Source organism: Pseudomonas sp. S5F11 (assembly GCF_019641515.1).
Taxonomy (GTDB): Bacteria; Pseudomonadota; Gammaproteobacteria; order Pseudomonadales; family Pseudomonadaceae; genus Aquipseudomonas; species Aquipseudomonas rhodesiae.
The window spans coordinates 4,154,380-4,176,956 of record NZ_JAIFJZ010000001.1 but is presented as its reverse complement, the minus strand read 5'-3'; the positions used below and the strand labels follow the sequence as shown (position 1 = coordinate 4,176,956).

Sequence of the window (22,577 nt, the reverse complement as noted above, 5' to 3'; positions counted from 1 at the left end):
TGAGGCTATCGGGGGCAAGCCCCCTCCCACATTGACCTGAACAATATCCGATCAACTGTGGGAGGGGGCTTGCCCCCGATAGGCCTGCAAACACACCGAAAAATCCCCGGCAAAAAATATTTTCATCCAGCCCTATCACTTTTCGAATCTCGCTCGGCACATAGGCAATTGCGAATTACTTCCATTCAGGAGCCGCCCTATGTCCCGCACACTAGACACCCTGCTGCGCCCCAGTCTGTTGGCCGTGGCCATTGCCCTCAGCACACCGCTGATCACGCCTCAGCTGTTGGCGGCCGAACAGGCCTCCAGCGTGCGTGCCTACAATCTGCCGGCGGCGCCTCTGGCCAGCACGCTCAACCAGATCGCCAGCCAGGCCGGCCTGGCGCTGACCCTCGATCCGGCCCTGGCCGCCGGTAAAACCTCCGCTCCTGTAAACGGCCAGTTCGATGCCCAGAGCGCGCTGCGCCAAGCACTGCGCGGCACGGGGTTGCAGCTGGAACAGAGCAGCGCCGGAACCTTCACCTTGGTGGCGATTCCGGACGGCGTAGTGGCGTTGCCGGAAACCAACATCACCGGGCAAGGCAGTTATGAAAGCGCATGGGGCCCGGCCCAAGGCTACCTGGCGACACGCACCGCCGCCGGCACCAAGACCGACACCGCCCTGGTGGAAGCGCCGCGCTCGATCTCCGTCGCCACCCGCCAGCAGATGCAGGATCGCAGCGTTCATACCCTCGACGACGCGGTGAAATACATGCCCGGGATCGTGTCCGCCAGCTACGGCAGCGACACGCGCTACGACTGGATGCGCGTACGCGGCTTTGAGCCGACGCAATTTCTCGACGGCCTGCCGTTGCCGCGTGGCGTGTATGCCAACCCGAAAGCCGAGACCTGGAACCTCGATCGCCTGGCCCTGCTGCGCGGACCGGCCTCGTCGGTGTATGGCCAGACTCCACCGGGTGGCCTGCTGGACATGGTCAGCAGCCGTCCCAGCGAGCAGGCCAGCCACGCGGTGCAAGTGCAGTACGGCAGCGACAATCACCGCCAGATCAACTTCGCCAGCACTGGCAAGATCGACGACGACGGCCAGTTTCTCTATGGCCTGAGCGGCGTGGTGCGCGACTCCGGCACCCAGGTCGATCACATCGACAACAAGCGCTACAACATCGCCCCCAGCCTGACCTGGAACATCGACCCCGACACCCGGCTGACCTTGCTGTCGCAGTTCACCCGCGACGATACCGGCACCACCAGCCAGTTCCTGCCGATCCAGGGCACCAAGATCAAATCGCCGCTGGGGGAGGTGTCCCACCACAAGAACCTCGGCGATCCGGACTATGAGTTCTACGACCGCACCTACTACGCGCTGGGCTATGCCTTCGAGCATCGCCTCAACGATACCTGGCAATTCAAGCAGAACCTGCGTTACACCAAGTCCGAGCTGTCGTTCCAGCAACTGACCGTGGGCTCCTACGCCTTCTCGCCGGCCGACGCGGCGGGCAATATCAGCCGGTCCACCACCAATGTGGACGAGAACATCGGCCAGTTCGCCGTGGACAACAACTTCCAGGCCGACTTTGCCACGGGGGACATCACCCACACCCTGCTGCTGGGCCTGGATCATCAGCGTACCGACACGTCCTATCTGTCGATCTTCGGTCTGGCCTCGGGCACCAATATTTTCAACCCGAGCTACGGGGGCCCGACCGTCCGTCCTGCGCGCTCCACAGCGTTCTATGACTACAACCAGAAAACCGTGCAAACCGGGCTCTACGTCCAGGACCAGATAGCGTTGGACAACTGGCGCCTGACCTTGGGCGGCCGTGAAGACTGGGTGCACCAGGGCACCACCTACTTCAACAAGAACGACGCGACCAACACTGACCGCAGCAAGAACTTCAGCGGCAACGCGGCCTTGAGCTACGTGTTCGACTCCGGTTTCGTGCCGTACTTGTCCTACGCCGAGTCGTTCCAACCGGCGAGCAACGCCAGCGTTGACCCCGTGAAGTCGTATAAACCCACCGAAGGCAAGCAATGGGAACTGGGGGTCAAATACCAGCCGCCCGGCTCCAACACCCTGCTGAGCGCGGCGGTCTATGACCTGACCCAAAAGAACGTGCTGGTGACCAGCTTCCAGGCCGGCGGCGTTTCCGTCACCGACCAGACCGGCGAAGTGAAGGTCAAGGGCCTGGAATTGGAAGCGGTGTCTGACGTAACCGATAACCTCAAGGTGATCGCCGCCTACACCCTGGCCAAATCCGAGGTGCAAAAAGGCCAATACAAAGGCAACCGCCTGCAACTGATGCCCAACCAGCAAGCGTCTCTGTGGACCGACTACACCTGGCACACCGGCGTGCTCGATGGCTTCGGCATCGGCTTTGGCGCGCGTTACACCGGCAACACCTACGGCGACCAGGCCAACACCTGGCTGGGTAAGGCCAACGCCTACACCGTGTTCGATGGCGCGGTGCATTACGACCTCGGTCGCCTGGGCAACAGCCTCAAAGGCGCGTCGCTGAAGGTGAACGCCACCAACCTGTTCAACAAGGACTACCTGTCCACCTGCGATGGCAACTACTGCTACTTCGGCGACCAACGCAGCGTCGTCGCCAGCGCCACGTACCAATGGTGATCGGCGCAGAGGCTGCAGGCTGAAACATGAAAAGCACAACCATCCGCCGCTGGTCCTTCGTCCACACCTGGACCAGCCTGATCTGCACGGTGTTCCTGCTGCTGCTCGCCCTCACCGGCCTGCCGCTGGTGTTTCACCACGAGATCGACCATCTGCTGGGCAACGAACCCCAGCTCCAGCAGATGCCGGCCGATACGCCGCGATTGAACCTGGAACAACTGGTGAACAAGGCCCTGGCCCATCGCCCCGGAGAGGCCCTGCAATACCTGGCCTGGGATGAAGACGACCCGAACGGTGTGATCGCGATCATGGCCGCCACCGCCGGCACGGAGCCGAACGCGTCCCACACCTTCATGCTCGATGCGCGCAGCGGCGACGCGCTGGAGATGCCCTCGGCCAATGGCGGTTTCACCTTGTTTTTGCTGCGCCTGCATGTGGATATGTTCGCCGGTCTGCCGGGCAAGCTGCTGCTGGCGTTTATGGGTGTGCTGTTTGTGTTGGCGATCATTTCCGGCACGGTGCTGTACCTGCCGTTCATGCGCCGTCTGAAATTCGCCAGCGTGCGCCGGGACAAAACCACCCGCCTGCGCTGGCTCGACCTGCACAACCTGATCGGCGTGGTTACGCTGACCTGGGCCCTGGTGGTGGGCGTGACCGGCGTGATCAGCGCCTGCGCCGACCTGCTCATCGCCGCCTGGCGCCAGGACAGCCTTACGGCCCTGATCGAACCGTACAAGGATGCGCCGCCGCTGACCTTACGCGCCCCGGCCAGCGAGTTGCTGAGCATCGCCGCACGCGCCGCACCCGGTATGCAGCCGGACTTTATCGCCTTCCCCGGCACGCGGTTCTCCAGCGAGCACCACTATGCGGTGTTTATGAAGGGCAGCACGCACCTGACTTCGCACCTGCTCACCCCGGTGCTGATCGACGCCAGCACCCTGCAGGTCACGGCGATTGCCGAACGGCCGTGGTACATGGACGCCATGGGCATGTCCCAGCCGCTGCACTTTGGCGACTATGGCGGCATGCCGATGAAGATCCTGTGGGCGCTGCTGGATGGGCTGACCATCGTCGTGCTGATCAGCGGGATTTACCTGTGGATCGCCAAGCGCAGGGCGGGCAAGGCATGAGGCCGCGCCAGTCGAGTTTCTGGAAGGTGTTCGGCATTCCGTTGGGAATCGGCCTGCTCAGCGCCGCCGGGCTGTTTGCGGCGTTACTGGGGGATGGCGGGTGGGATGCGTTGAGTTGGGTGGGGTTGGGTATACCAGCGGCCATTGGTAGTTGGGGGTTGTTCAAGGGGCGTGGCTGAGGGCCTCATCGGGGGCAAGCCCCCTCCCACACTTTGAATGTGTTCACAAATCAAAAATGGGGCTTGCCCCCGATGAGCCCTCAACCTGCCCCTCGCCAGCCACCGCGCGACCCTCTAGGCTAGCCACAGTCAATCCAGAGGAATGCCCATGTCCACGCCCAGCATGACCTTGTTCCACAACCCTGCATCGCCGTTCGTACGCAAAGTCCGCGTGCTGCTGCTCGAAACCGGCCAGCAGGACCGCGTGGCCCTGCACGCCTGCATGCCGACCCCGGTCAACCCCGATGCGCAGTTGGTCGACGGCAACCCGGTGGGCAAGATCCCGGCGTTGCGTCTGGCTGACGGCTCGGTGCTGCACGACAGCCGGGTGATCCTCGATTACTTCGACCACCAGCACGTCGGCAACCCGCTGATCCCCCGCGACGGCTCGGCACGCTGGCGCCGCCTCACATTGGCCTCGATGGCCGACGGCATCATGGATGCCGCCGTGCTGGTGCGCTACGAAACCGCCCTGCGCCCGGTGGAGAAGCACTGGGATCAGTGGCTCGACGAGCAGCGCAACAAAATCCGCCGCACCCTCGCCGAGCTGGAACAGAATGCCATCGCCGAACTGGCCAGCCACTTCGACGTTGCCGCGATCAGCGTGGCCTGTGCCCTGGGTTATCTGGATTTTCGCCATCCGGATATGCAATGGCGCGTGGACAACCCACAGCTTGCCGCCTGGTACGCCGACGTCAGCCAGCGGCCTTCGATGCAGCAGACCCAGCCACCGGCCTGACCTGCACACCGACCCAATGTGGGAGCGGGCTTGCCCGCGACTGCGGTATGTCATCCAGCACATCGGTTTCTGACCCCCCGCTATCGCGGGCAAGCCCACTGCCACAGTGGGCAGTGGTGACAGCAAGGAATGTGGCGATCCTTGTGGCTAACTGCGCCCCTACTTGTCGATCTTCGCGCAAGCCGATCATTGCACCGCCTCCAGATCAAACTGCAGCGGCTCGCTCGCCTTGCGCTTGCCCACCCCGTACCAGTCCAATTTGCGCGTGAGCACCATCACCGTGCCCAGCAGGCCGAACAACAACAGCGAACCCATCAGCAGCGCGTAATCCTCCGCACTCAACAACCCGTACAACAAGCCATACAACGCCGCGAGCCCCGCTGAGAACCCCAGGCCGTGGGCGACGCTGCGCAGCACATGGCACACATAGAAACCGATCAACACCACGCACGCACTCGCCGAGATCAGATACGCCAGGGCAAACCCCAGGTGCTCGGACAGCGACAACAACAGCAGATAAAAGAACGCCAGCGCCACGCCCACCAGGGCGTATTGAATCGGGTGCACCGCCAGGCTCTTGAGCACTTCGAACAGAAAGAAACCGGCAAAGGTCAGGGCGATAAACAGCAGCGCGTATTTGATCGCGCGATCGCTTTTGAGGTACTGGTCCACCGGATCGATGAAGTTCACGCCGAAGCTGCGGTTGTTGAAGTCGTCACAGCCTTCGCGGTCCAGGCAGGTTTGCAGGGCCTGTTCGAGGTTGGTGGAGAAGAATGAGGTCTGCCAGTTGGCGGTGAAGCCTTTGTCGGTGATGTCACGCTGGGCCGGCAGGAAGTTGCCGATAAAGCTGGGGTGCGGCCAGTTGGACGCCAGCGATACCTGACTGGTCTTGCCCACCGGCACCACTTGCAGTTGTTCGGTGCCTTGCAGACGCAGGTCGAAGGCGAAGTCCACCACCGCCGGTTTTTTACTGTCCTGCTCCGGCAGCGTGACATGGACGCCCTCCCCCAGCCAATCCACTTGGGTGCCTGGCGAGAACTCCAGGCGTTGGCTGCCCAGCTCCAGCTTCAGGGCATTTTCGATGCCACGGATATCGCTGATGCCCACCGCCAGAAACGCCGGTTCGAAGCGGTAGTCCGCGAAATTTTCGTTGATGCCCAACTGCGCGGGCAGCTCGAAGCGCCCACTGATGCGGCTATCGGCATGGAACAGCCGTGCCTGGTAAATCCCCCGGGCGCGCAGCTCGGTCTGCACCTGGCCGTCGAGTTCAAAACGGTCCGGCAGGAAATACAGGCGCCCGCGTTCTTCACGGGTTTCCTCGTAGCGCTTGTTGAGTTTTTCGTTGAGTTTCCATTCACGCACGGTCTTGCGATACGGCACCACCATTACCGGGCCGGTCAGGCGCTGGGCGAAGCTGGAACTGCGGGCGATGTCCATCACGACACCGTCGCGCAGTTGCTGGCGGTCACTGATGATGCCGTTGATCATCAACAACGGAATCAGTAACAGCAGGATCAGTAGCGCAATGGCGCCAAGTTTGAAAAGCAGGCTGCGGTTCATGGGGCTCTCCCTGTTTTGATGGGCAGAGCGTGAGCCGCGCGCGTGGGGGTTTTATGTGGGTACTGTGGAGACTGTGTGGAGATGCAGCACCACCTGCACTCCACCCGGCACATTGCCGATCTGCAACGCACCGCCGTGCAGCTTCATCACTTCTTCAACGAAGTTCAAACCCAGGCCCGTGCTCTTGCGCCCACTGGCCGGACGCGGCAATGAATAGAACCGCTCACTCAAACGCGGCAAGGCATAGTCGGGAATCGGCGCGGCCTGGTTGAACAGGCTCACCTGCACATCGTTGTGCTGGCGGCTCGCACTGAAGCGCAACGTGCCACCCGGCGGGGTGAAATCCAACGCGTTATCCAGCAAGTTGCCCAGCGCCTGTCGCAACAGGAACGGCTCGCCAAACACGTTCACATCCGCCGCAATCCCTTGCTCGACGTGTAACCCAGCGCCTTCGATGCGCGCACATTGGGCATTGAGCACATCGCTCACCAGGGCCGCCAGCGGGATGCTCACCTGCTCTTCCAGGCCCTGGCGTTGTTCGACCTGCGCCAGGTTCAACAGGCGTTCGATCAACTGCTGCAAGCGTGCGCTTTCGCTGTCGATATTGCCGACAAAACGCTGCTGTTGTTCGCGAGTCATGTCGCCCTGCAACAGCTCCGCAGCGCCGCGAATGGCCGCCAGCGGGCTTTTCAGTTCGTGGGTCAGGGTGTGTACGTAATGTTCGACGTAGGCTTTGCCTTCCAGCTGTGTGCGCATGTGCTCCACAGCAGTGGAGAGTTGCTTGAGTTCGCCGCCCCGGTAGTGCGGCAGCTCGGCGCGGCGGCCCTCGCTGACGGCTTCGGCATAGGCGGTCAGACGGCGCAGGGCGGCGCTCACCCACCACGACAACAGCGCGCCGAGCAGCAACCCGAGGATGACCAGCCCGGCGCCGTACCAAAGCAGGCGCCGCTCGGTACGGTCGACATAGGGCTGCAACGAGCTGTTGGGCTTGGCCACGGTGACCACGCCGATGATCTGGCCGTTATCGCGGATCGGCGCGCCCACGTGCATCACCGACGAGGTGGCGTCCTCCGGGTTACTGCGGGTGGAACGCGCGCCGTATTCGCCGCGCAGGGTCAGGTAAACGTCGTTCCACTTCGAATAGTCCTGGCCCACCGCCACGCCGCTGGAGTCGAGCAACACGGTGCCGTTGGCGTCGGTGACGTAAATTCGATGGTTAACCTGGTTTTTCGGTAGCCCCCAGATGGTCGCGCCCGGCTGACGATTGCCGTAAGCCTTGAGCAGCGCGGGCCAGTGGCTCTGGCCGAGGGTGCCGTTTTTGACGTCATCGCGCAGGATCTCGGCCAGCAGGTTGGCGGTGTCCACCAGGGTTTCTTCGGTGGACTGGCGCACGCCGGGGCGGATTTCCTTCATCACGGTGCTGAGCACGAAATAGCCGGTCAGGCCGATAAACAGCGCGTACACCAGGAACATCCGCAGCCCCAGGCGCATCAGCTGTGGCTCGGGCTGTAGCTGTAGCCGAGGCCGCGGTGGGTCTGGATCGGTTCGGCTTGGGCGGCAATGCCGCGCAATTTGCTGCGCAGGCTTTTGATATGGCTGTCGATGTTGCGCTCGTAGCCGGCATCGGCAGGCACGCCCACGGCGTCGAGCAACTGTTCGCGGCTGAACACCCGCTCCGGTTGTTCCAACAGGCTTTGCAGCAGACGAAACTCATGGCGCGTCAGGCTCAAGGGCTGGCCGCGATAGGCGATCTGCATGCGCTCCAGATCCACCTGAAACAGCGCCGGCGCCACACCGGGGCCGACGCGTTTGAGGATCGCCTTGACCCGCGCCGCCACTTCCCTTGGGCTGAACGGCTTGACCACGTAATCGTCGGCGCCGATCTCCAGCCCCACGACCCGGTCGATCTCACCGTCGCGGGCACTGAGGAACATCACCGGCACTTCGCTGAAGCGGCGCAATTGCTTGCAGGTTTCAAAACCACTGATGTCCGGCAGGCCGATGTCGAGGATGATCAGGTCGGCCGGGGTCTTGCGCTGATGCTCCAGCGCCGCCTGGCCCAGGCTCAGCCAAGTGGTGCCGAAGCCCTCGCCTTGCAGGGCGAATATCAGCGTGTCGGCAATCGCCGCTTCGTCTTCGACAATCAGGATGTGGGGCATGGCAGTCCGTCAGCAGTCCGGTTTGTCGGCAGTGTACCGACGGGCCGGGTTCACCGCAGCGCCGAATTCACGCAGGGCCTTGGCACCGATCAGCAACGGGTAATTGAAGCTGCTGCGGTCGGTGAGGTTGACCTCGACGGTACGCTTGACGTTGCCCAGGCACATCTCCAGATCGATCACTGGGCGCTTGGCCACGCTGGCTTCATCTTTTTCGTCGTCTTCGTCGGCGCGGCTCTTGATCTTGCTGATGCGCGAGACTTTGTGTTCGAAGACCTTATCGGACGCGTCCTTGCCGCCCAGGCGGAAACGTACCCAGTCGTCGCCATCGCGGGTGAAGGTTTCGATGTCGCGGGCCGACAGCGAGGCAGTCAGCGCGCCGGTGTCCATCTTGGCCTTGAAGGTTTCGCCGATCTCCGGCAACTGGATGTATTCGTAGCGACCGTAGAGGGTCGGTTCGGCGGCCATGACCGGCAGGGCAACCAGGGCGAGGGAGGCAAGGAGCAGTTTCACGAAGTGATTCCTCGGAAAAGAAGTAGGCGGATTCTAGACCGCATAAGCGCGACTTAGTTAGATCACCCGGCGTTTTGTGATTTGGCCTCTAGACTCAAGCTGCTTATCATGGCCCGCCCACACAATTCCAAGAGTTGCTTATGCGCCGCCTGCTCACCGGCTGTTTGGTTACATTGCTGCTGTTACTCAATACGCTGGTCCTGATCGGACCGCTGATGGTGTTCGCCCTGCTCAAGCTGGTGGCGCCTGGCCGCTCTCGGGACTACATGTCCTGGGCGGTGATGTGGATCGCCGAGACCTGGGCCGAGATCGACAAACTGATCTTCGCCCTGTGCATTCCGACCCAGTGGGATATCCGCGGCGGCGATGAGCTGCGCCGTGACACGTCGTACCTGGTCATCAGCAACCATCAATCGTGGGTGGATATTCCCGCGCTGATCCAGGCCCTCAACCGTCGCACGCCGTTCTTCAAGTTCTTCCTGAAAAAAGAGCTGATCTGGGTGCCCTTCCTTGGCCTGGCCTGGTGGGCGCTGGATTACCCGTTCATGAAGCGCTACACCAAAGCCTTCCTGGCCAAACACCCGGAATTGGCGGGCCAGGATTTGAAGATCACCAAACAGGCGTGCGAGCTGTTCAAGCGCCAGCCGGTGACGGTGGTCAATTACCTGGAAGGCACGCGCTTCAGCCAGGCCAAACATGCGCAGCAGGCTTCACCGTTCAAGCGGCTGCTCAAGCCCAAGGCGGGCGGTGTGGCGTTTGTGCTGGCGGCAATGGGCGAACAGCTGGACGCGATTCTCGACGTGACCGTGGTGTACCCGTCGCAGAAGATCCCGGGGTTCTGGGACTTGATCAGCGGCGCGGTGCCGAAGGTGATCATCGATATCCAGACCCGCGAGCTGGACCCGGCGTTGTGGCAGGGGGATTACGAGAACGATCCGGCCTTTCGCCAGACCGTCCAGAGCTGGGTGAACCAGCTCTGGGAGGAAAAAGACGCGCGCATCGAGCACCTGCGCGCGCAGGGATAATCAGCTGCCGGTGCCCCAGGCTTGAGCCAGCTTGCCCAGCACCGAACTGTTGGCGCCCTGGCTGCCCAGAAATTGCAGAATCACCGGGGCAAACTGGCCGACCATGCCACTGTCCATGCCCAAGGCGCTGAAGGCGGTGTTGAGGTCGTTGGTGTTTTTTACATTGCCGAGCAGGCCGTCCAGGCCGCTGGTCTTGCTGCCGCCGGTCTGGCCAAGCATGCCGCTCAAGGCTCCAAGGCTGCCGAGGGCATTGTTGCCCGACAACTGGTCAAGCCCTGGCACGCTCTGGCCCAACTGCGAATAATCTTTGCCGCTCAACTGATTGCGCGCCAGGCCGAGCATGGCGCCGGTGCCGCCGATGGCTTGCTCCGGGGTAACGTTCAACTGCGAGGTCAGGGTGCTCAGCAGGTCGGCCGTCTGGGACGACGGTGCGGCAGCAGCGGCTTTGTTGTTACCACCCTGCATACCCGCAATGGCATTGGCCGCGTCGCCCAGGCTGAAGCCTGCGGCCAGTGCGGGCCCGGCGGCCAGCGTCATCAGGCAGGACAGGGCGAAACCGCGTGAAATCTTCATGGATACAACCTCAGGATGTAGGGGCGAAAGCAGGGTTTTGACTGGGTAACCGGTCGGTTGTTCCGAGCCAGGGAGGAACCGATCCGGCCTAAACGAGTCCATGAACTGACTACAAAATTTGTCAGGAAGAGACTTATGACTGCGATCCAACCCCAAGTGATTGAGCACAAGCCTCCATTCTGGAGCCGCCCTCGCCTGTTCCTCGGTGCCTGTGTCGTGGTGGTTGCCGGTATCGGCGGCGCGATCTACACCCAGGACAGCGTCAAATCCGCCGCCACCCTGGTGACCACCACCCAGCAGCCGGCCGCGCAGATCATGGCGCACAAAGACTACCTGGAAGTGCAACCCATCGCCGCCGCCGCCGCAGAGCCGGACAAGAGCCTGGAACTGTGGGCGATTCCCAAAGACGGCACGCCGATCTCCCTGGGCCTGTTGCCGGAGGACGGCAAAGGCATTATCGGCCTGAACCCACGCCAGCAAGCGTCCATCAGCAAACCGGTGGAGTTGATGGTGAGTTCGGAAACCAAAGGCGGCTCGGTGAGCAAACAGCCGACCGGGCCCACTGTCTATCAGGGCGCACTGGCCAACCGCTGATATCCCAATACCACAACCCAATGTGGGAAGGGGCTCGCCCCCGATGGCGTCGATTCAGTCACCTATTTACTGACTGAATCAATACCACCGGGGGCAAGCCCCCTCCCACATTTGGCCCTTCGTGTGCCTGGGTTTACGCCGCGCTGAACAACTTGTGCGGATCAATCACAAACTTCTTCGGCACGCCCGCATCGAACTCGCCGTAGCCCCGTGGTGCGTCGTCCAGGCTGATCACCTGCACGCCGACGATCTCGGCGATGTTGATGCGGTCCCACATGATCGCCTGCATCAGCTGGCGGTTGTACTTCATCACCGGGGTCTGGCCGGTGTGGAAGCTGTGGGATTTGGCCCAACCCAGGCCGAAACGGATGCTCAGGCTGCCCATTTTCGCGGCGGCGTCGACGGCACCCGGATCTTCGGTGACGTACAGTCCTGGGATACCGATCTTGCCCGCTACGCGCACTACACCCATCAACGAGTTGAGTACGGTGGCCGGGGCCTCTGCCTTGACGCCATCGTGGCCATGGCCGCGCGCTTCAAAGCCCACGCAGTCGACCGCGCAGTCCACTTCCGGCTCGCCCAGCAACGCGGCGATCTGTTCGTGCAGCGGCGTATCGGTGGACAGGTCTACTACTTCAAAACCCTGGGCCTTGGCGTGAGCCAGGCGGATGGAGTTGACGTCACCGACGATCACCACTGCCGCACCCAGCAGACGCGCCGACGCAGCAGCGGCCAGGCCGACCGGGCCGGCACCAGCGATGTACACGGTGCTGCCTGGGCCAACGCCCGCCGTCACCGCACCGTGGTAGCCCGTCGGCAGAATGTCGGAGAGGCAGGTCAGGTCGCGGATTTTCTCCATGGCCTTGTCGCGGTCCGGCAGTTTGAGCAGGTTGAAGTCGGCGTACGGCACCAGCACGTACTCGGCCTGGCCGCCGGTCCAGTCGCCCATGTCGACGTAGCCATAGGCACCACCGGCACGGGCCGGGTTGACGGTCAGGCACACGCCGGTGTGTTGCTCTTTGCAGGAACGGCAGCGTCCGCAAGCCACGTTGAAGGGGACGGAAACCAAGTCGCCGATTTTCAGGTTTTCGACGTCGCTGCCCTTCTCGATCACTTCACCGGTGATTTCGTGACCGAGCACCAGGCCGGTCTGGGCAGTGGTACGGCCGCGCACCATGTGTTGGTCGGAGCCGCAGATATTGGTGGAGACCACGCGCAGGATGACGCCGTGCTCGATCTTCCTGCCACGGGGGTCCTGCATTTTGGGATAGTCGATTTTCTGTACTTCGACCTTGCCGTTGCCGAGATACACGACACCACGATTACCAGACATGCTTTCACCTCGCTGTTGTTTTTATGGAACTGCGTTGCCGTCAAATGGGCAGCGCGTTAAGTGCTCGGGTACAGATGCTGTTGCTTGTGTTGTTTGTCAGGGCCTCATCGGGGGCAAGCCCCCTCCCACATTTTGATTTGTGCACGCATTCAACTGTGGGAGGGGGCTTGCCCCCGATAGCGGCAGTCATAGCACCACTGTCCTATTGGCATTCAAGAACACCCGCCGCTCAATGTGATACCCAACCGCCCGGGCCAATGTCAGCCCTTCGATATCGCGCCCCTTGGCAATCAAATCCTCGGGATAGTGGCTGTGATCCACCACCTCCACGCCCTGGGCGATGATCGGGCCTTCGTCCAGGTCGTTGTTGATGTAATGCGCAGTGGCGCCCACCAGTTTCACGCCCTTGTTGTACGCCTGGTGATACGGCTTGGCGCCCTTGAACCCCGGCAGCAATGAGTGGTGAATGTTGATGGCCTTGCCATCGAGCTTGCGGCACAGCTCCGGCGACAGCACTTGCATATAGCGCGCAAGAATCACCAATTCGGCACCAGTGTCTTCCACCACTTGCCACACCTGACGCTCCTGGGACGGTTTGTCGTTGGGGTCGAGGGGGAAATGGTAGTAGGGAATCTGATGCCAGTCGGCCAATGGCTTGAGATCGGGGTGGTTTGACACCACCGCCACCACGTCCATCGACAATTGGCCGATACGCTGGCGGTACAGCAGATCGTTCAGGCAGTGATCGGCCTTGGACACCATGATCACCACTTTTGGCCGGTAGTTCGGTGCCGTCAGCTCGAAGATCATGCCAAACGCCTCGCCCCGCGCAGCCAGCCCATCGCGAAAGGCTTGCTCGTCGAACCCGTCAGGCTGGCGGAATTCCACGCGAATGAAAAACCGGCCCGAGAGGCGGTCATCGAACGAATGGTGCTCGGTGACGTAGCAGCCCTGCTCGAACAGGTAGCGGGTGACCGCGTCCACCGTGCCGAGCACGCTGGGGCAGTCGGCGGTCAAAATCCATGTATCGGGTGCGCGGCTCATGGGGCATTCCTCAGGCTTGGACACTCAGGCCGAATTCCGCCGAGGCATCCTGCAACCACAACCACCAGTAATCCGAGAAGCTGCGACGGATCACCAGCTCCCAGGTGTCTTCGGCGGTATGGCGGATCACCAGTTGCGACTTGGCGAACACCGTGCCTACCGCTTTGCCCACTGGGAAATTATTGGGGTGCACGTCGTAGCTGGTGGATTTCATCAGCACATCGCGCACTTTCGGGCCGCTGAGTTCGAGGATCTGCTGGCCGCCGCTGACGTTGACCACTTGAATATGCAGGTCGCCCAGCGCGGCACGCAGGTTCTGCTCTGCGGCGAACTCCTCACCGCTCGGCACCACCAACAGCCACTCATCCGGGCCGAGCCATTGCAGGCTGGTTTCGCCTTTGACGATAACTTGCAGGGCGCCGGGCAATTCGATGCCCAGGGCCTTGTGCACACCGGCGGCGAACGCGGCATCATGACCATCGCCACGAATGGTCAGGTGGCCGAGCAGTTTCTTTTCGCGCACGGTCACACCGGCGTTCTTGCGGCCCTTACCGACCAGGCTGGCGAGGTCGGCATGGTGCAGCGACGACTCGGCCTTGGCGCCGGTAGTGGGGCGTTGTTGGTACACATTGGCTGCTGTCATAAAGCACCTGTTCTGAATTCTGTTGTGTGGCTACTGGCGTCATCGGGAGCAAGCCCCCTCCCACAGGGGAATGCATTCCAAATGTGGGAGGGGGCTTGCTCCCGATGGCCGCGACTCGGTCTATCAAATGTTCTGGCGATCCCCTTTCGGGTCGAAGAACACCGAAGACACAATCTCAGCCTCGATCACGCTGCCATCGGCCTGGGGCGAGAACACCCGTTCGCCGATGCGCTTCAAGCCGCCTTTCACCACGCCCATGGCAAACGAATAGCCCAGGGAGTTGTGCGCGTAGCTGGAGGTGACGTGACCAACCATCTTCATCGGGATCGACTGCTTCGGATCGAGCACCAGTTGCGCGCCCTCCGGCAGCCACACCTTAGGATCAATCGGCTTGAGGCCCACCAGTTGCTTGCGCTCTTCGCGCACGCAGTCTTCACGGTTCATGCCGCGCCAGCCGATCCACGAGAACGGTTTGGTACGACCGACGCACCAGCCCATGTTGAGGTCGTCCGGGGTCATCGAGCCGTCGGTATCCTGGCCGACGATGATGAAGCCCTTCTCGGCCCGCAGTACGTGCATGGTTTCGGTGCCGTACGGAGTCAGGTTGTACTTCTTGCCGGCGGCGACAATCTGTTCCAGCACGCCCATGGCGTAGTCGGCCTGCACGTTGACTTCGTACGACAGCTCACCGGTAAACGAAATGCGGAACACCCGCGCCGGCACACCGCCCACCAAACCTTCTTTCCAGGTCATGAACGGGAAACCGTCCTTGTCCAGGTCGATGTCGGTGACTTCCGCCAGCAGCTTGCGGCTGTTGGGGCCGGACAGGGTCATGGTCGCCCAATGGTCGGTGACCGAGGTGAAGTACACCTTGAGGTCCGGCCATTCGGTTTGCTGATAGATTTCCAGCCACTGCAGCACGCGGGCGGCGCCGCCGGTGGTGGTGGTCATCAGGAAGTGGTTGTCGGCCAGGCACGCGGTCACGCCGTCGTCGAAGACCATGCCGTCTTCCTTACACATCAGGCCGTAGCGCGCCTTGCCCACGTCGAGCTTGGTCCAGGCGTTGGTGTAGATGCGGTTGAGGAACTCACGGGCGTCCGGGCCCTGGATGTCGATCTTGCCGAGGGTGGACGCATCCAACAGGCCGACGCTGTCGCGCACGGCCAGGCATTCGCGTTTCACCGCGGCGTGCAGGTCTTCACCGTTGCGCGGGAAGTACCAAGGACGTTTCCACTGGCCGACGTCTTCGAACTCGGCGCCATTCTTGACGTGCCACGCGTACAGCGCGGTGTAGCGCACGGGTTCGAAAATATGCCCACAGTGCCGGCCCGCTACGGCGCCGAAGGTGACCGGCGTGTAGTTGGGACGGAACATGGTGGTGCCCATCTGCGGGATGGTCACGTTCAGCGAGCGCGCAGCGATAGCCAGGCCGTTAACGTTGCCCAACTTGCCCTGGTCGGTGCCGAAGCCCAGCGCGGTGTAGCGCTTGACGTGCTCGACCGACTCGAAGCCTTCGCGGGTGGCCAGTTCGATGGCGGCAGCGGTAACGTCGTTCTGCAGGTCGACGAATTGCTTCGGCGCCCGTGCGGTCGCTTTGTCGTGCGGCACCTGGTAGATCGCCAGGGTGGGTTCTTCCAGACGGCTCAGGGCCTTTGGCAGAGTGCCTTCAACCGGCGCGAAACCGGCTTCGCTGGCGGCGCGCACGCCCCCTTCAAAACCATCGGCCAGGGAATCGCCGAGGCCGTAGACGCCGTTGATACCACCGACGCACACACGTTTCTGCGGCGCTTCGCCGGGGACGAAACCGAGAATGTCTTCACGCCAGATCGGCTTGCCGCCCAGGTGCGAAGCCAGGTGAACCACCGGGCTGTAGCCGCCGGAGCTGGCCACCAGGTCGCAGTCCAGCCACTCGCCGGGGCTGGTGACTTTATGCGCCTTGACGTCAATCGCGGCGACACGTGCAGCGGTCACGCGCTTGGTGCCACGGGCTTCGACCACAGCGCTGCCGGTGAGGATGCGGATACCTTTGGCGCGAGCTTCTTCCACCAGTGCACCGCGTGGGTTGTGGCGCACATCGGCGACAGCCACCACGGCCAGGCCGGCGTCGAACCAGTCCAAGGCCACGCGATAGGCGTGATCGTTGTTGGTCGACAGCACCAATTTTTTACCCGGTGCCACGCCGTAACGGCGCACGTATGTGGAGACCGCACCGGCCAGCATGTTGCCCGGCACGTCGTTGTTGCCGTACACCAACGGACGCTCGCAGGCGCCGGTGGCCAACACCACGCGTTTGGCACGCACACGGTGAATGCGCTGGCGCACCACGCCGATCGGCGCACGGTCGCCGAGGTGATCGGTGAGGCGCTCGTGAATGGTCAGGAAGTTATGGTCGTGGTAGCCGTTGACCGTGGCGCGGGGCAGCAGCACCACGTCCGGCAGGCTTTTCAATTCGGCGATCACACTGGCGACCCACTCGCTGGCGGGCTTGCCGTCCAGGCTTTCGCGGGAGTCGAGCAACGAACCACCGAACTCTTCCTGCTCATCGGCGAGGATCACGCGGGCGCCGCTACGCGCAGCCGCCAGCGCCGCCGCCAGCCCGGCAGGGCCTGCGCCCACCACCAGCACGTCACAGTGACGGTTGAAGTTGTCGTAGGTGTCCGGATCGTTCTCGGTCGGCGAGCGGCCCAGGCCGGCGGCCTTGCGGATGTACTTCTCGTAGGTCATCCAGAACGATTGCGGGTACATGAAGGTTTTGTAGTAGAAACCCGGCGGCATCAGCTTGCCGCCGACCTTGCCGAGAATGCCCATCATGTCGTTGTTGACGCTCGGCCAGCCGTTGGTGCTGGTGGCGACCAAACCTTGATACAGCGCCTGTTGTGTGGCGCGTACGTTAGGAATCTGGGTGGCTTCGGTGGCGCCGATCTGCAGCACTGCGTTCGGCTCTTCGGCACCGGCGGCAAAGATGCCGCGAGGGCGCGAGTACTTGAAGCTGCGGCCAATGATATCGACGCCGTTGGCCAGCAACGCGGCGGCCAGGGTGTCGCCTTCAAAGCCCTTGTAGGTCTGGCCGTTGAAGCTGAAGGTCAGGACCTTGTTACGGTCGATCCGGCCACCGTTGGACAGGCGATTGATCTGGCTCATACCTTCTCTCCAGAAGCCTTGGCGGTGAATTGCGGCTTCTCGCCAATCTTGTAGGTTTCAAGAATTTCGTAGGTCACGGTGTCGCGGGTCGCGTTGAAATACTGGCGGCACCCGGCGGCGTGAATCCACAACTCGTGGTGCAGGCCACGGGGGTTGTCGCGGAAGAACATGTAGTCGCCCCACTGCTCGTCGGTGCAGGCGTTCGGGTCCAGCGGGCGCGGGATGTGCGCTTGGCCGGACGCGTGGAATTCCTCTTCGGAGCGCAGTTCGCCACAGTGAGGACAGAAGATATGCAACATAGGGAATTTCTCCTGTTAGTGGGCGACGGCGGCAGCGCCGTGTTCGTCGATCAACGCACCGTTGTGGAAACGGTCGATGGAAAAAGGTGCCGCCAATGGGTGCATTTCACCCTTGGCGAGGCTGGCGGCAAACACGTTGCCTGAGCCCGGCGTGGCCTTGAAGCCACCGGTGCCCCAACCGCAGTTGAAGAACATGTTCGGCACCGGGGTCTTGGAGATGATCGGGCACGCATCCGGGGTGGTGTCGACGATGCCGCCCCACTGGCGGTTCATGCGTACGCGCGACAGCACCGGGAACATCTCGACGATGGCCTGGATGGTGTGCTCGATCACCGGGTACGAACCGCGCTGGCCGTAGCCGTTGTAACCGTCGATACCGGCACCGATCACCAAGTCGCCCTTGTCGGATTGGCTGATGTAACCGTGTACGGCGTTGGACATGATCACGCTGTCGATAATTGGCTTGACCGGCTCCGACACCAGCGCTTGCAGCGGGTGGGATTCGATTGGCAGGCGGAAACCGGCGAGCGAAGCCATGTGACCGGAGTTACCGGCAGTGACCACACCAACGCGCTTGGCGCCGATAAAGCCCTTGGTGGTTTCCACACCGATGCACACGCCGTTTTCCTTGCGGAAGCCGATCACTTCGGTTTGCTGGATCAAGTCCACACCGAGGGCGTCGGCGGCGCGGGCGAAGCCCCAGGCCACGGCATCGTGACGGGCCACGCCGCCACGCCGTTGCACGGTGGCGCCGAGCACCGGGTAGCGGGTGTTTTTCGAGCAGTCCAGGTACGGAATCTCGTCGGCTACTTGCTTGGCATTCAGCAGCTCGCCATCCACGCCATTGAGGCGGTTGGCGCTGACGCGGCGCTCGGAGTCACGGATGTCCTGCAGGGTGTGGCACAGGTTGTAGACGCCACGCTGGGAGAACATCACGTTGTAGTTCAGGTCCTGGGACAGGCCTTCCCACAGTTTCATCGCGTGTTCGTACAGGTGCGCCGACTCGTCCCACAGGTAGTTGGAACGCACGATGGTGGTGTTGCGCGCGGTGTTACCGCCGCCCAGCCAGCCTTTCTCGACCACGGCCACGTTGGTGATGCCGTGTTCCTTGGCCAAGTAGTAAGCGGTCGCCAGACCATGCCCGCCGCCGCCGACGATGACCACGTCGTACACCTTTTTAGGGGTCGGCGTGCGCCACATCTTCTGCCAGTTTTCGTGATGGCTGAGTGAGTGCTTGAAGAGGCCGAAGCCCGAGTAGCGTTGCATAGTCATTACTCCAATACCGCGCTCAGCGATAAACCGGGAAATCAGCGCACAGGGCAGACACGTGCTTGGCCACGTTGGCCTCGACATCGGCGTCGCCGAGGTTGTCGAGGATGTCGCAGATCCAGCCAGCCAACTCGATGCACTGCGGCACTTTGAAACCACGCGTGGTCACCGCCGGGGTGCCAATGCGCAGGCCCGAGGTCACGAACGGCGACTGCGGGTCATTCGGCACGGCGTTCTTGTTGACGGTGATATGGGCGCGACCGAGGGCGGCATCCGCCTCTTTGCCGGTCAGGCCCTGACGGATCAGGCTGACCAGGAACAGGTGGTTATCGGTACCGCCGGACACTACATCGTAGCCGCGTTTGATAAACACGCTGGCCATGGCCTGGGCGTTATCGATCACTTGTTGCTGGTAAGCCTTGAAACCCGGCTCCAGCGCTTCCTTGAAGCACACCGCCTTGCCGGCGATCACATGCATCAGCGGGCCGCCCTGGGCGCCAGGGAACACGGCGGCGTTGAGCTTCTTCTCGATCTCTTCGTTGGCCTTGGCCAGGATCAAGCCGCCACGCGGACCGCGCAGGGTTTTGTGAGTCGTGGTGGTGACCACATCGGCGTAAGGCAGCGGGTTCGGGTACAGACCGGCGGCAACCAGGCCGGCGACGTGGGCCATATCGACGAACAGCAGCGCGCCCACCTTGTCGGCGATCTGACGGAAACGGGGGAAATCCAGAGTCTTGGAGTAGGCGGAGAAACCGGCCACCACCATCTTCGGCTTGTGCTCCACCGCCAGGCGCTCGACTTCGTCGTAGTCGATCAGGCCGGTGTCGGTGTTGATGCCGTATTGCACCGCGTTGTACAGCTTGCCCGAGGACGACACTTTAGCGCCGTGGGTCAGGTGACCGCCGTGGGCCAGGCTCATGCCGAGGATGGTGTCGCCGGCATTGATCAGCGCCAAGTACACCGCGCTGTTGGCGGACGAACCGGAGTGCGGCTGCACGTTGGCGTAATCGGCACCGAACAGTTGCTTGGCGCGCTCGATGGCCAGGGCCTCGACTTTATCCACATGCTCGCAGCCACCGTAGTAGCGCTTGCCTGGGTAGCCTTCGGCGTATTTGTTGGTGAGGCCGCTGCCTTGGGCTTCCATCACCCGCTTGCTGGTGTAGTTCTCTGACGCGATCAGCTCGATATGATCTTCCTGGCGCTGCTCCTCGGCATTCATCGCCGCCAGCAGTGCGTCGTCATATCCCTGAATCTGGTCTTGTTTGCTGAACATCGCGTCTCTCCCAGCCTTTCGTATTGTTAAGGCCCTCGCAGGGCCCTTTGATGCGATGGTAGGGCTGGCGTAGACAGGTCAAATGCCTGCGCACGCCACGCAAAGGTGCGTTTACGACATTACCGAATCAACACCAAATAAATGTGGGAGGGGTTAAGCAATGATGTGGCGCAGGAGTAACAGCAGGAGGAAGTGCATGGGATACAGGGCGTAGGCCCAGCGGCGCATTGCTGGCGGCGAGGTGCTGTGGGCATGTCGCAATAAGACCAACCCCGCCCATGGCGCAATCAGGCACGCGACCAGCCCCAACAGCGCCACCGGCGTGCCGCTATTGAGCAGGATCTGCCATTGATTGGCGGCCACGCAGACCAACCCTGGCAACACACTGAAATACCAAGGCCGGCGAAATACCAGCAACATCGCCAGGGGCAGCAATACACCAAACAATCCGAACATTAAGTGCGCTGAAAATACCGCCGCTATCGTGACCGCGATTAACGCCAATCCTCGATCAATAAACGTCTTCTGCTGCCATCCTCGGGCAACCAGCAGGCCCAGTGCGAGGGTCGGCAACACGTTCAACGTATCGGCATCCTCGATAAACAAGCGATACGGCACTTCGCTGATTACGCTGAACAGCAGCAACCAGCCCAGGTAGCGCCATTGACCCGTTACCGGGGCGTTGCGAACCCGGTGCAGGTTCGCCGCAATCGCCAGGCAAAACCACGGGAACGCCAGCCGCCCCGGCACGTACAGGCCGTCCAGGCTCAAACCGACATAACGCAGGTGATCCAGCACCATACTGAGCAGCGCCAGCCACTTGAGCAGGTCCAGAGCGCCGTCTCGGACGGGTCCGACAGGCAAGGTGTTAGCGCTGTGCATAATTCCCCAGTGACTTTGCATTTACAGTGCGTGCGCACGCCCAACAATCTTGGTTACAGTGCGCACCAATATCGACCACAGGAACGGGCCATGACCGACAAGAGCCAACAATTCGCCAGTGACAACTATTCGGGCATCTGCCCGGAAGCCTGGGCCGCCATGGAACAAGCCAACCACGGCCATCAGCGCGCCTACGGCGACGATGAATGGACCCACCGCGCCGCCGACGGTTTCCGCAACCTGTTCGAAACCGACTGCGAAGTGTTTTTCGCCTTCAACGGCACCGCGGCCAACTCCCTGGCGCTGTCGTCTCTGTGCCAGAGCTACCATAGCGTGATTTGCTCGGAAACCGCCCACGTCGAAACCGACGAATGCGGCGCGCCGGAGTTTTTCTCCAACGGCTCCAAGCTGCTCATCGCCCGCACCGAAAACGGCAAGCTGACCCCAGAGTCGATCCGCGAGATCGCCCTCAAGCGCCAGGACATCCACTACCCCAAACCCCGCGTAGTCACCCTGACCCAAGCCACCGAAGTCGGTAGCGTGTACACCCCCGAGGAAATCCGCGCCATCAGCGCCACCTGCAAAGAGCTGGGCCTGAACCTGCACATGGACGGCGCGCGCTTCTCCAACGCCTGTGCGTTCCTTGGCTGCTCGCCGGCCGACCTGACCTGGAAAGCCGGGGTGGACGTGCTGTGCTTTGGCGGCACCAAAAACGGCATGGCCGTGGGCGAGGCGATCCTGTTCTTCAACCACAAGCTGGCCGAAGACTTCGACTATCGCTGCAAACAGGCCGGCCAACTGGCCTCGAAGATGCGCTTCCTCTCCGCACCTTGGGTGGGCCTGCTGGAAAACGACGCCTGGCTCAAGCACGCCCGCCACGCCAACCACTGCGCGCAGTTGCTGAGCAGCCTGGTGGCGGATATTCCCGGCGTGGAGCTGATGTTCCCGGTGCAGGCCAACGGCGTGTTCCTGCAACTGTCGGAACCGGCCATCGCCGCGCTGACAGCCAAGGGCTGGCGCTTCTACACCTTCATCGGCAAAGGTGGGGCGCGCTTCATGTGCGCGTGGGATACAGAAGAAGAACGCGTAAGGGAACTGGCTGCGGATATCCGCGAAGTGATGAACGCCTGAGACGAGCGAATAGTGGCGCTGTGCCGAGACTGTTATTTGTTATTTCCGACAGCAACGCAGCGAGCTTTCATTGACTAGCCTCTTGGAACCCGCAAGGAAATCGCCGCTGCAGCGGCTGCCCTCGCGGGTATTACCACCCGCCGAACAATCGGCTGGAAACGGAAATCCAGAAGAGGTTTTAATCATGGAATATCAAAGCTTCGGTAACACTCTGACTAACGAAGGCACTGTCACCACCACCGTTATCGACTGGGACGAGTTCAGAAAAACCGCCCAAATCGGCGACACTATCCGCGAGCCGTCGAGGACGCTGCGGATCTATGACAAAGTCTATGAATTGACAGCTTCAGGCCAGCACTTCGTCGTACACATCTACGCTCAATAACCGTTAACCTTCGCGCATTCCCACGCACTGCGTGGGGATG

The 22,577-nt window shown here is 62.0% G+C and carries 21 protein-coding genes; 8 read left to right on the top strand and 13 right to left on the bottom strand.

All coding sequences use genetic code 11. From position 1 onward, the window contains the following. Positions 1-199: 199 nt before the first annotated feature. The 4 genes from K1567_RS18795 to K1567_RS18780 all read left to right on the top strand — a co-directional run bounded on the left by K1567_RS18795 (position 200) and on the right by K1567_RS18780 (position 4,716). A complete protein-coding gene (locus K1567_RS18795) occupies positions 200-2,629 on the top strand; it encodes a TonB-dependent siderophore receptor (protein ID WP_220698763.1) in 2,430 nt (809 codons plus the stop codon). Between the two features lie 26 nt (positions 2,630-2,655). Continuing rightward, complete coding sequence (locus tag K1567_RS18790; protein WP_220698762.1) at positions 2,656-3,759, top strand: PepSY domain-containing protein; 1,104 nt, start codon at positions 2,656-2,658, stop codon at positions 3,757-3,759. Then, positions 3,756-3,938 carry a hypothetical protein gene (locus tag K1567_RS18785; protein ID WP_034101129.1) on the top strand — a complete coding sequence of 61 codons (183 nt, stop codon included), beginning with the start codon at positions 3,756-3,758 and terminating at the stop codon, positions 3,936-3,938. The genes K1567_RS18790 and K1567_RS18785 overlap by 4 nt, the downstream gene beginning before the upstream one ends. Before the next feature lie 148 nt (positions 3,939-4,086). Continuing rightward, the gene (locus K1567_RS18780) at positions 4,087-4,716 is read left to right on the top strand and encodes a glutathione S-transferase N-terminal domain-containing protein (protein WP_034101130.1); all 630 of its coding nucleotides are present in this window, start codon (positions 4,087-4,089) and stop codon (positions 4,714-4,716) included. A gap of 186 nt (positions 4,717-4,902) precedes the next feature. On the opposite strand, the gene creD is transcribed toward K1567_RS18780, so the two are convergent. Genes creD through K1567_RS18760 form a run of 4 tightly spaced genes read right to left on the bottom strand, consistent with a single transcriptional unit; the run spans position 4,903 to position 8,945 of the window. Further along, positions 4,903-6,276: a cell envelope integrity protein CreD gene (creD, locus tag K1567_RS18775; RefSeq protein WP_034101132.1), complete on the bottom strand. Its 1,374-nt coding sequence runs from the start codon at positions 6,274-6,276 to the stop codon at positions 4,903-4,905. Positions 6,277-6,327: 51 nt separating this feature from the next. Next, complete coding sequence (gene creC / locus K1567_RS18770; protein ID WP_220698761.1) at positions 6,328-7,767, bottom strand: two-component system sensor histidine kinase CreC; 1,440 nt, start codon at positions 7,765-7,767, stop codon at positions 6,328-6,330. Further along, positions 7,767-8,435 (bottom strand): two-component system response regulator CreB, encoded by a 669-nt coding sequence (gene creB, locus K1567_RS18765; RefSeq protein WP_034101136.1) that lies wholly within the window; start codon positions 8,433-8,435, stop codon positions 7,767-7,769. Before creB ends, creC begins: the two co-directional genes overlap by 1 nt. A gap of 9 nt (positions 8,436-8,444) precedes the next feature. Beyond that, positions 8,445-8,945 (bottom strand): ATP-dependent zinc protease, encoded by a 501-nt coding sequence (locus K1567_RS18760; RefSeq protein ID WP_034101138.1) that lies wholly within the window; start codon positions 8,943-8,945, stop codon positions 8,445-8,447. 140 nt (positions 8,946-9,085) lie between these two features. Here K1567_RS18760 and K1567_RS18755 point away from each other — a divergent pair, with 140 nt between their 5' ends. Further along, positions 9,086-9,970, top strand: coding sequence for an acyltransferase (locus K1567_RS18755; protein WP_034101141.1), 885 nt, complete (start codon positions 9,086-9,088; stop codon positions 9,968-9,970). Here K1567_RS18755 and K1567_RS18750 read toward each other — a convergent pair whose 3' ends face one another. Further along, entirely contained in the window at positions 9,971-10,543 is a 573-nt protein-coding gene (locus K1567_RS18750) for a DUF2780 domain-containing protein (protein ID WP_034101142.1), read from the bottom strand. Between the two features lie 135 nt (positions 10,544-10,678). Between K1567_RS18750 and K1567_RS18745 the strand changes: the two genes are divergently transcribed. After that, entirely contained in the window at positions 10,679-11,137 is a 459-nt protein-coding gene (locus K1567_RS18745; protein WP_034115305.1) for an anti-sigma factor domain-containing protein, read from the top strand. A gap of 133 nt (positions 11,138-11,270) precedes the next feature. Here K1567_RS18745 and fdhA read toward each other — a convergent pair whose 3' ends face one another. From fdhA to K1567_RS18705, 8 genes are all read right to left on the bottom strand, one after another. Continuing rightward, positions 11,271-12,470, bottom strand: a complete 1,200-nt coding sequence (fdhA, locus tag K1567_RS18740; protein ID WP_017530750.1) for a formaldehyde dehydrogenase, glutathione-independent — start codon at positions 12,468-12,470, stop codon at positions 11,271-11,273. Positions 12,471-12,656: 186 nt separating this feature from the next. After that, complete coding sequence (gene purU, locus K1567_RS18735) at positions 12,657-13,514, bottom strand: formyltetrahydrofolate deformylase (RefSeq protein WP_034101145.1); 858 nt, start codon at positions 13,512-13,514, stop codon at positions 12,657-12,659. A 10-nt stretch (positions 13,515-13,524) separates the two neighbouring features. Continuing rightward, complete coding sequence (locus K1567_RS18730; RefSeq protein WP_220698760.1) at positions 13,525-14,157, bottom strand: sarcosine oxidase subunit gamma; 633 nt, start codon at positions 14,155-14,157, stop codon at positions 13,525-13,527. A gap of 123 nt (positions 14,158-14,280) precedes the next feature. Continuing rightward, a complete protein-coding gene (locus K1567_RS18725) occupies positions 14,281-17,298 on the bottom strand; it encodes a sarcosine oxidase subunit alpha (protein WP_220698759.1) in 3,018 nt (1,005 codons plus the stop codon). After that, on the bottom strand, positions 17,295-17,597 hold the full coding sequence (locus K1567_RS18720) for a sarcosine oxidase subunit delta (protein WP_003194855.1): 303 nt from the start codon (positions 17,595-17,597) through the stop codon (positions 17,295-17,297). The genes K1567_RS18725 and K1567_RS18720 overlap by 4 nt, the downstream gene beginning before the upstream one ends. Before the next feature lie 15 nt (positions 17,598-17,612). Further along, positions 17,613-18,863 (bottom strand): sarcosine oxidase subunit beta, encoded by a 1,251-nt coding sequence (locus K1567_RS18715; RefSeq protein ID WP_220698758.1) that lies wholly within the window; start codon positions 18,861-18,863, stop codon positions 17,613-17,615. A 22-nt stretch (positions 18,864-18,885) separates the two neighbouring features. Continuing rightward, the gene (gene glyA, locus K1567_RS18710) at positions 18,886-20,139 is read right to left on the bottom strand and encodes a serine hydroxymethyltransferase (RefSeq protein ID WP_034101149.1); all 1,254 of its coding nucleotides are present in this window, start codon (positions 20,137-20,139) and stop codon (positions 18,886-18,888) included. A gap of 153 nt (positions 20,140-20,292) precedes the next feature. Then, complete coding sequence (locus K1567_RS18705) at positions 20,293-21,021, bottom strand: TraX family protein (protein ID WP_220698757.1); 729 nt, start codon at positions 21,019-21,021, stop codon at positions 20,293-20,295. A 90-nt stretch (positions 21,022-21,111) separates the two neighbouring features. Between K1567_RS18705 and K1567_RS18700 the strand changes: the two genes are divergently transcribed. Both K1567_RS18700 and K1567_RS27785 read left to right on the top strand, forming a co-directional pair. After that, positions 21,112-22,152, top strand: a complete 1,041-nt coding sequence (locus tag K1567_RS18700; protein ID WP_034101152.1) for a low specificity L-threonine aldolase — start codon at positions 21,112-21,114, stop codon at positions 22,150-22,152. A 184-nt stretch (positions 22,153-22,336) separates the two neighbouring features. Continuing rightward, positions 22,337-22,537: a hypothetical protein gene (locus K1567_RS27785; protein WP_220699051.1), complete on the top strand. Its 201-nt coding sequence runs from the start codon at positions 22,337-22,339 to the stop codon at positions 22,535-22,537. Positions 22,538-22,577: the final 40 nt, after the last annotated feature.

Bases quoted from the DNA above. Each gene is read 5' to 3' on its own strand.
- K1567_RS18715 (WP_220698758.1), bottom strand. From the start codon at position 18,863: ATGCAACGCTACTCGGGCTTCGGCCTCTTCAAGCACTCACTCAGCCAT.
- K1567_RS18750 (WP_034101142.1), bottom strand. From the start codon at position 10,543: ATGAAGATTTCACGCGGTTTCGCCCTGTCCTGCCTGATGACGCTGGCC.
- creC (WP_220698761.1), bottom strand. From the start codon at position 7,767: ATGCGCCTGGGGCTGCGGATGTTCCTGGTGTACGCGCTGTTTATCGGC.
- K1567_RS18745 (WP_034115305.1), top strand. From the start codon at position 10,679: ATGACTGCGATCCAACCCCAAGTGATTGAGCACAAGCCTCCATTCTGG.
- K1567_RS18780 (WP_034101130.1), top strand. From the start codon at position 4,087: ATGTCCACGCCCAGCATGACCTTGTTCCACAACCCTGCATCGCCGTTC.
- fdhA (WP_017530750.1), bottom strand. From the start codon at position 12,470: ATGTCTGGTAATCGTGGTGTCGTGTATCTCGGCAACGGCAAGGTCGAA.
- K1567_RS18725 (WP_220698759.1), bottom strand. From the start codon at position 17,298: ATGAGCCAGATCAATCGCCTGTCCAACGGTGGCCGGATCGACCGTAAC.
- K1567_RS18785 (WP_034101129.1), top strand. From the start codon at position 3,756: ATGAGGCCGCGCCAGTCGAGTTTCTGGAAGGTGTTCGGCATTCCGTTG.
- creB (WP_034101136.1), bottom strand. From the start codon at position 8,435: ATGCCCCACATCCTGATTGTCGAAGACGAAGCGGCGATTGCCGACACG.
- K1567_RS18705 (WP_220698757.1), bottom strand. From the start codon at position 21,021: ATGCACAGCGCTAACACCTTGCCTGTCGGACCCGTCCGAGACGGCGCT.
- K1567_RS18790 (WP_220698762.1), top strand. From the start codon at position 2,656: ATGAAAAGCACAACCATCCGCCGCTGGTCCTTCGTCCACACCTGGACC.
- purU (WP_034101145.1), bottom strand. From the start codon at position 13,514: ATGAGCCGCGCACCCGATACATGGATTTTGACCGCCGACTGCCCCAGC.
- K1567_RS27785 (WP_220699051.1), top strand. From the start codon at position 22,337: ATGGAATATCAAAGCTTCGGTAACACTCTGACTAACGAAGGCACTGTC.
- creD (WP_034101132.1), bottom strand. From the start codon at position 6,276: ATGAACCGCAGCCTGCTTTTCAAACTTGGCGCCATTGCGCTACTGATC.
- K1567_RS18700 (WP_034101152.1), top strand. From the start codon at position 21,112: ATGACCGACAAGAGCCAACAATTCGCCAGTGACAACTATTCGGGCATC.
- K1567_RS18720 (WP_003194855.1), bottom strand. From the start codon at position 17,597: ATGTTGCATATCTTCTGTCCTCACTGTGGCGAACTGCGCTCCGAAGAG.
- K1567_RS18755 (WP_034101141.1), top strand. From the start codon at position 9,086: ATGCGCCGCCTGCTCACCGGCTGTTTGGTTACATTGCTGCTGTTACTC.
- glyA (WP_034101149.1), bottom strand. From the start codon at position 20,139: ATGTTCAGCAAACAAGACCAGATTCAGGGATATGACGACGCACTGCTG.
- K1567_RS18795 (WP_220698763.1), top strand. From the start codon at position 200: ATGTCCCGCACACTAGACACCCTGCTGCGCCCCAGTCTGTTGGCCGTG.
- K1567_RS18730 (WP_220698760.1), bottom strand. From the start codon at position 14,157: ATGACAGCAGCCAATGTGTACCAACAACGCCCCACTACCGGCGCCAAG.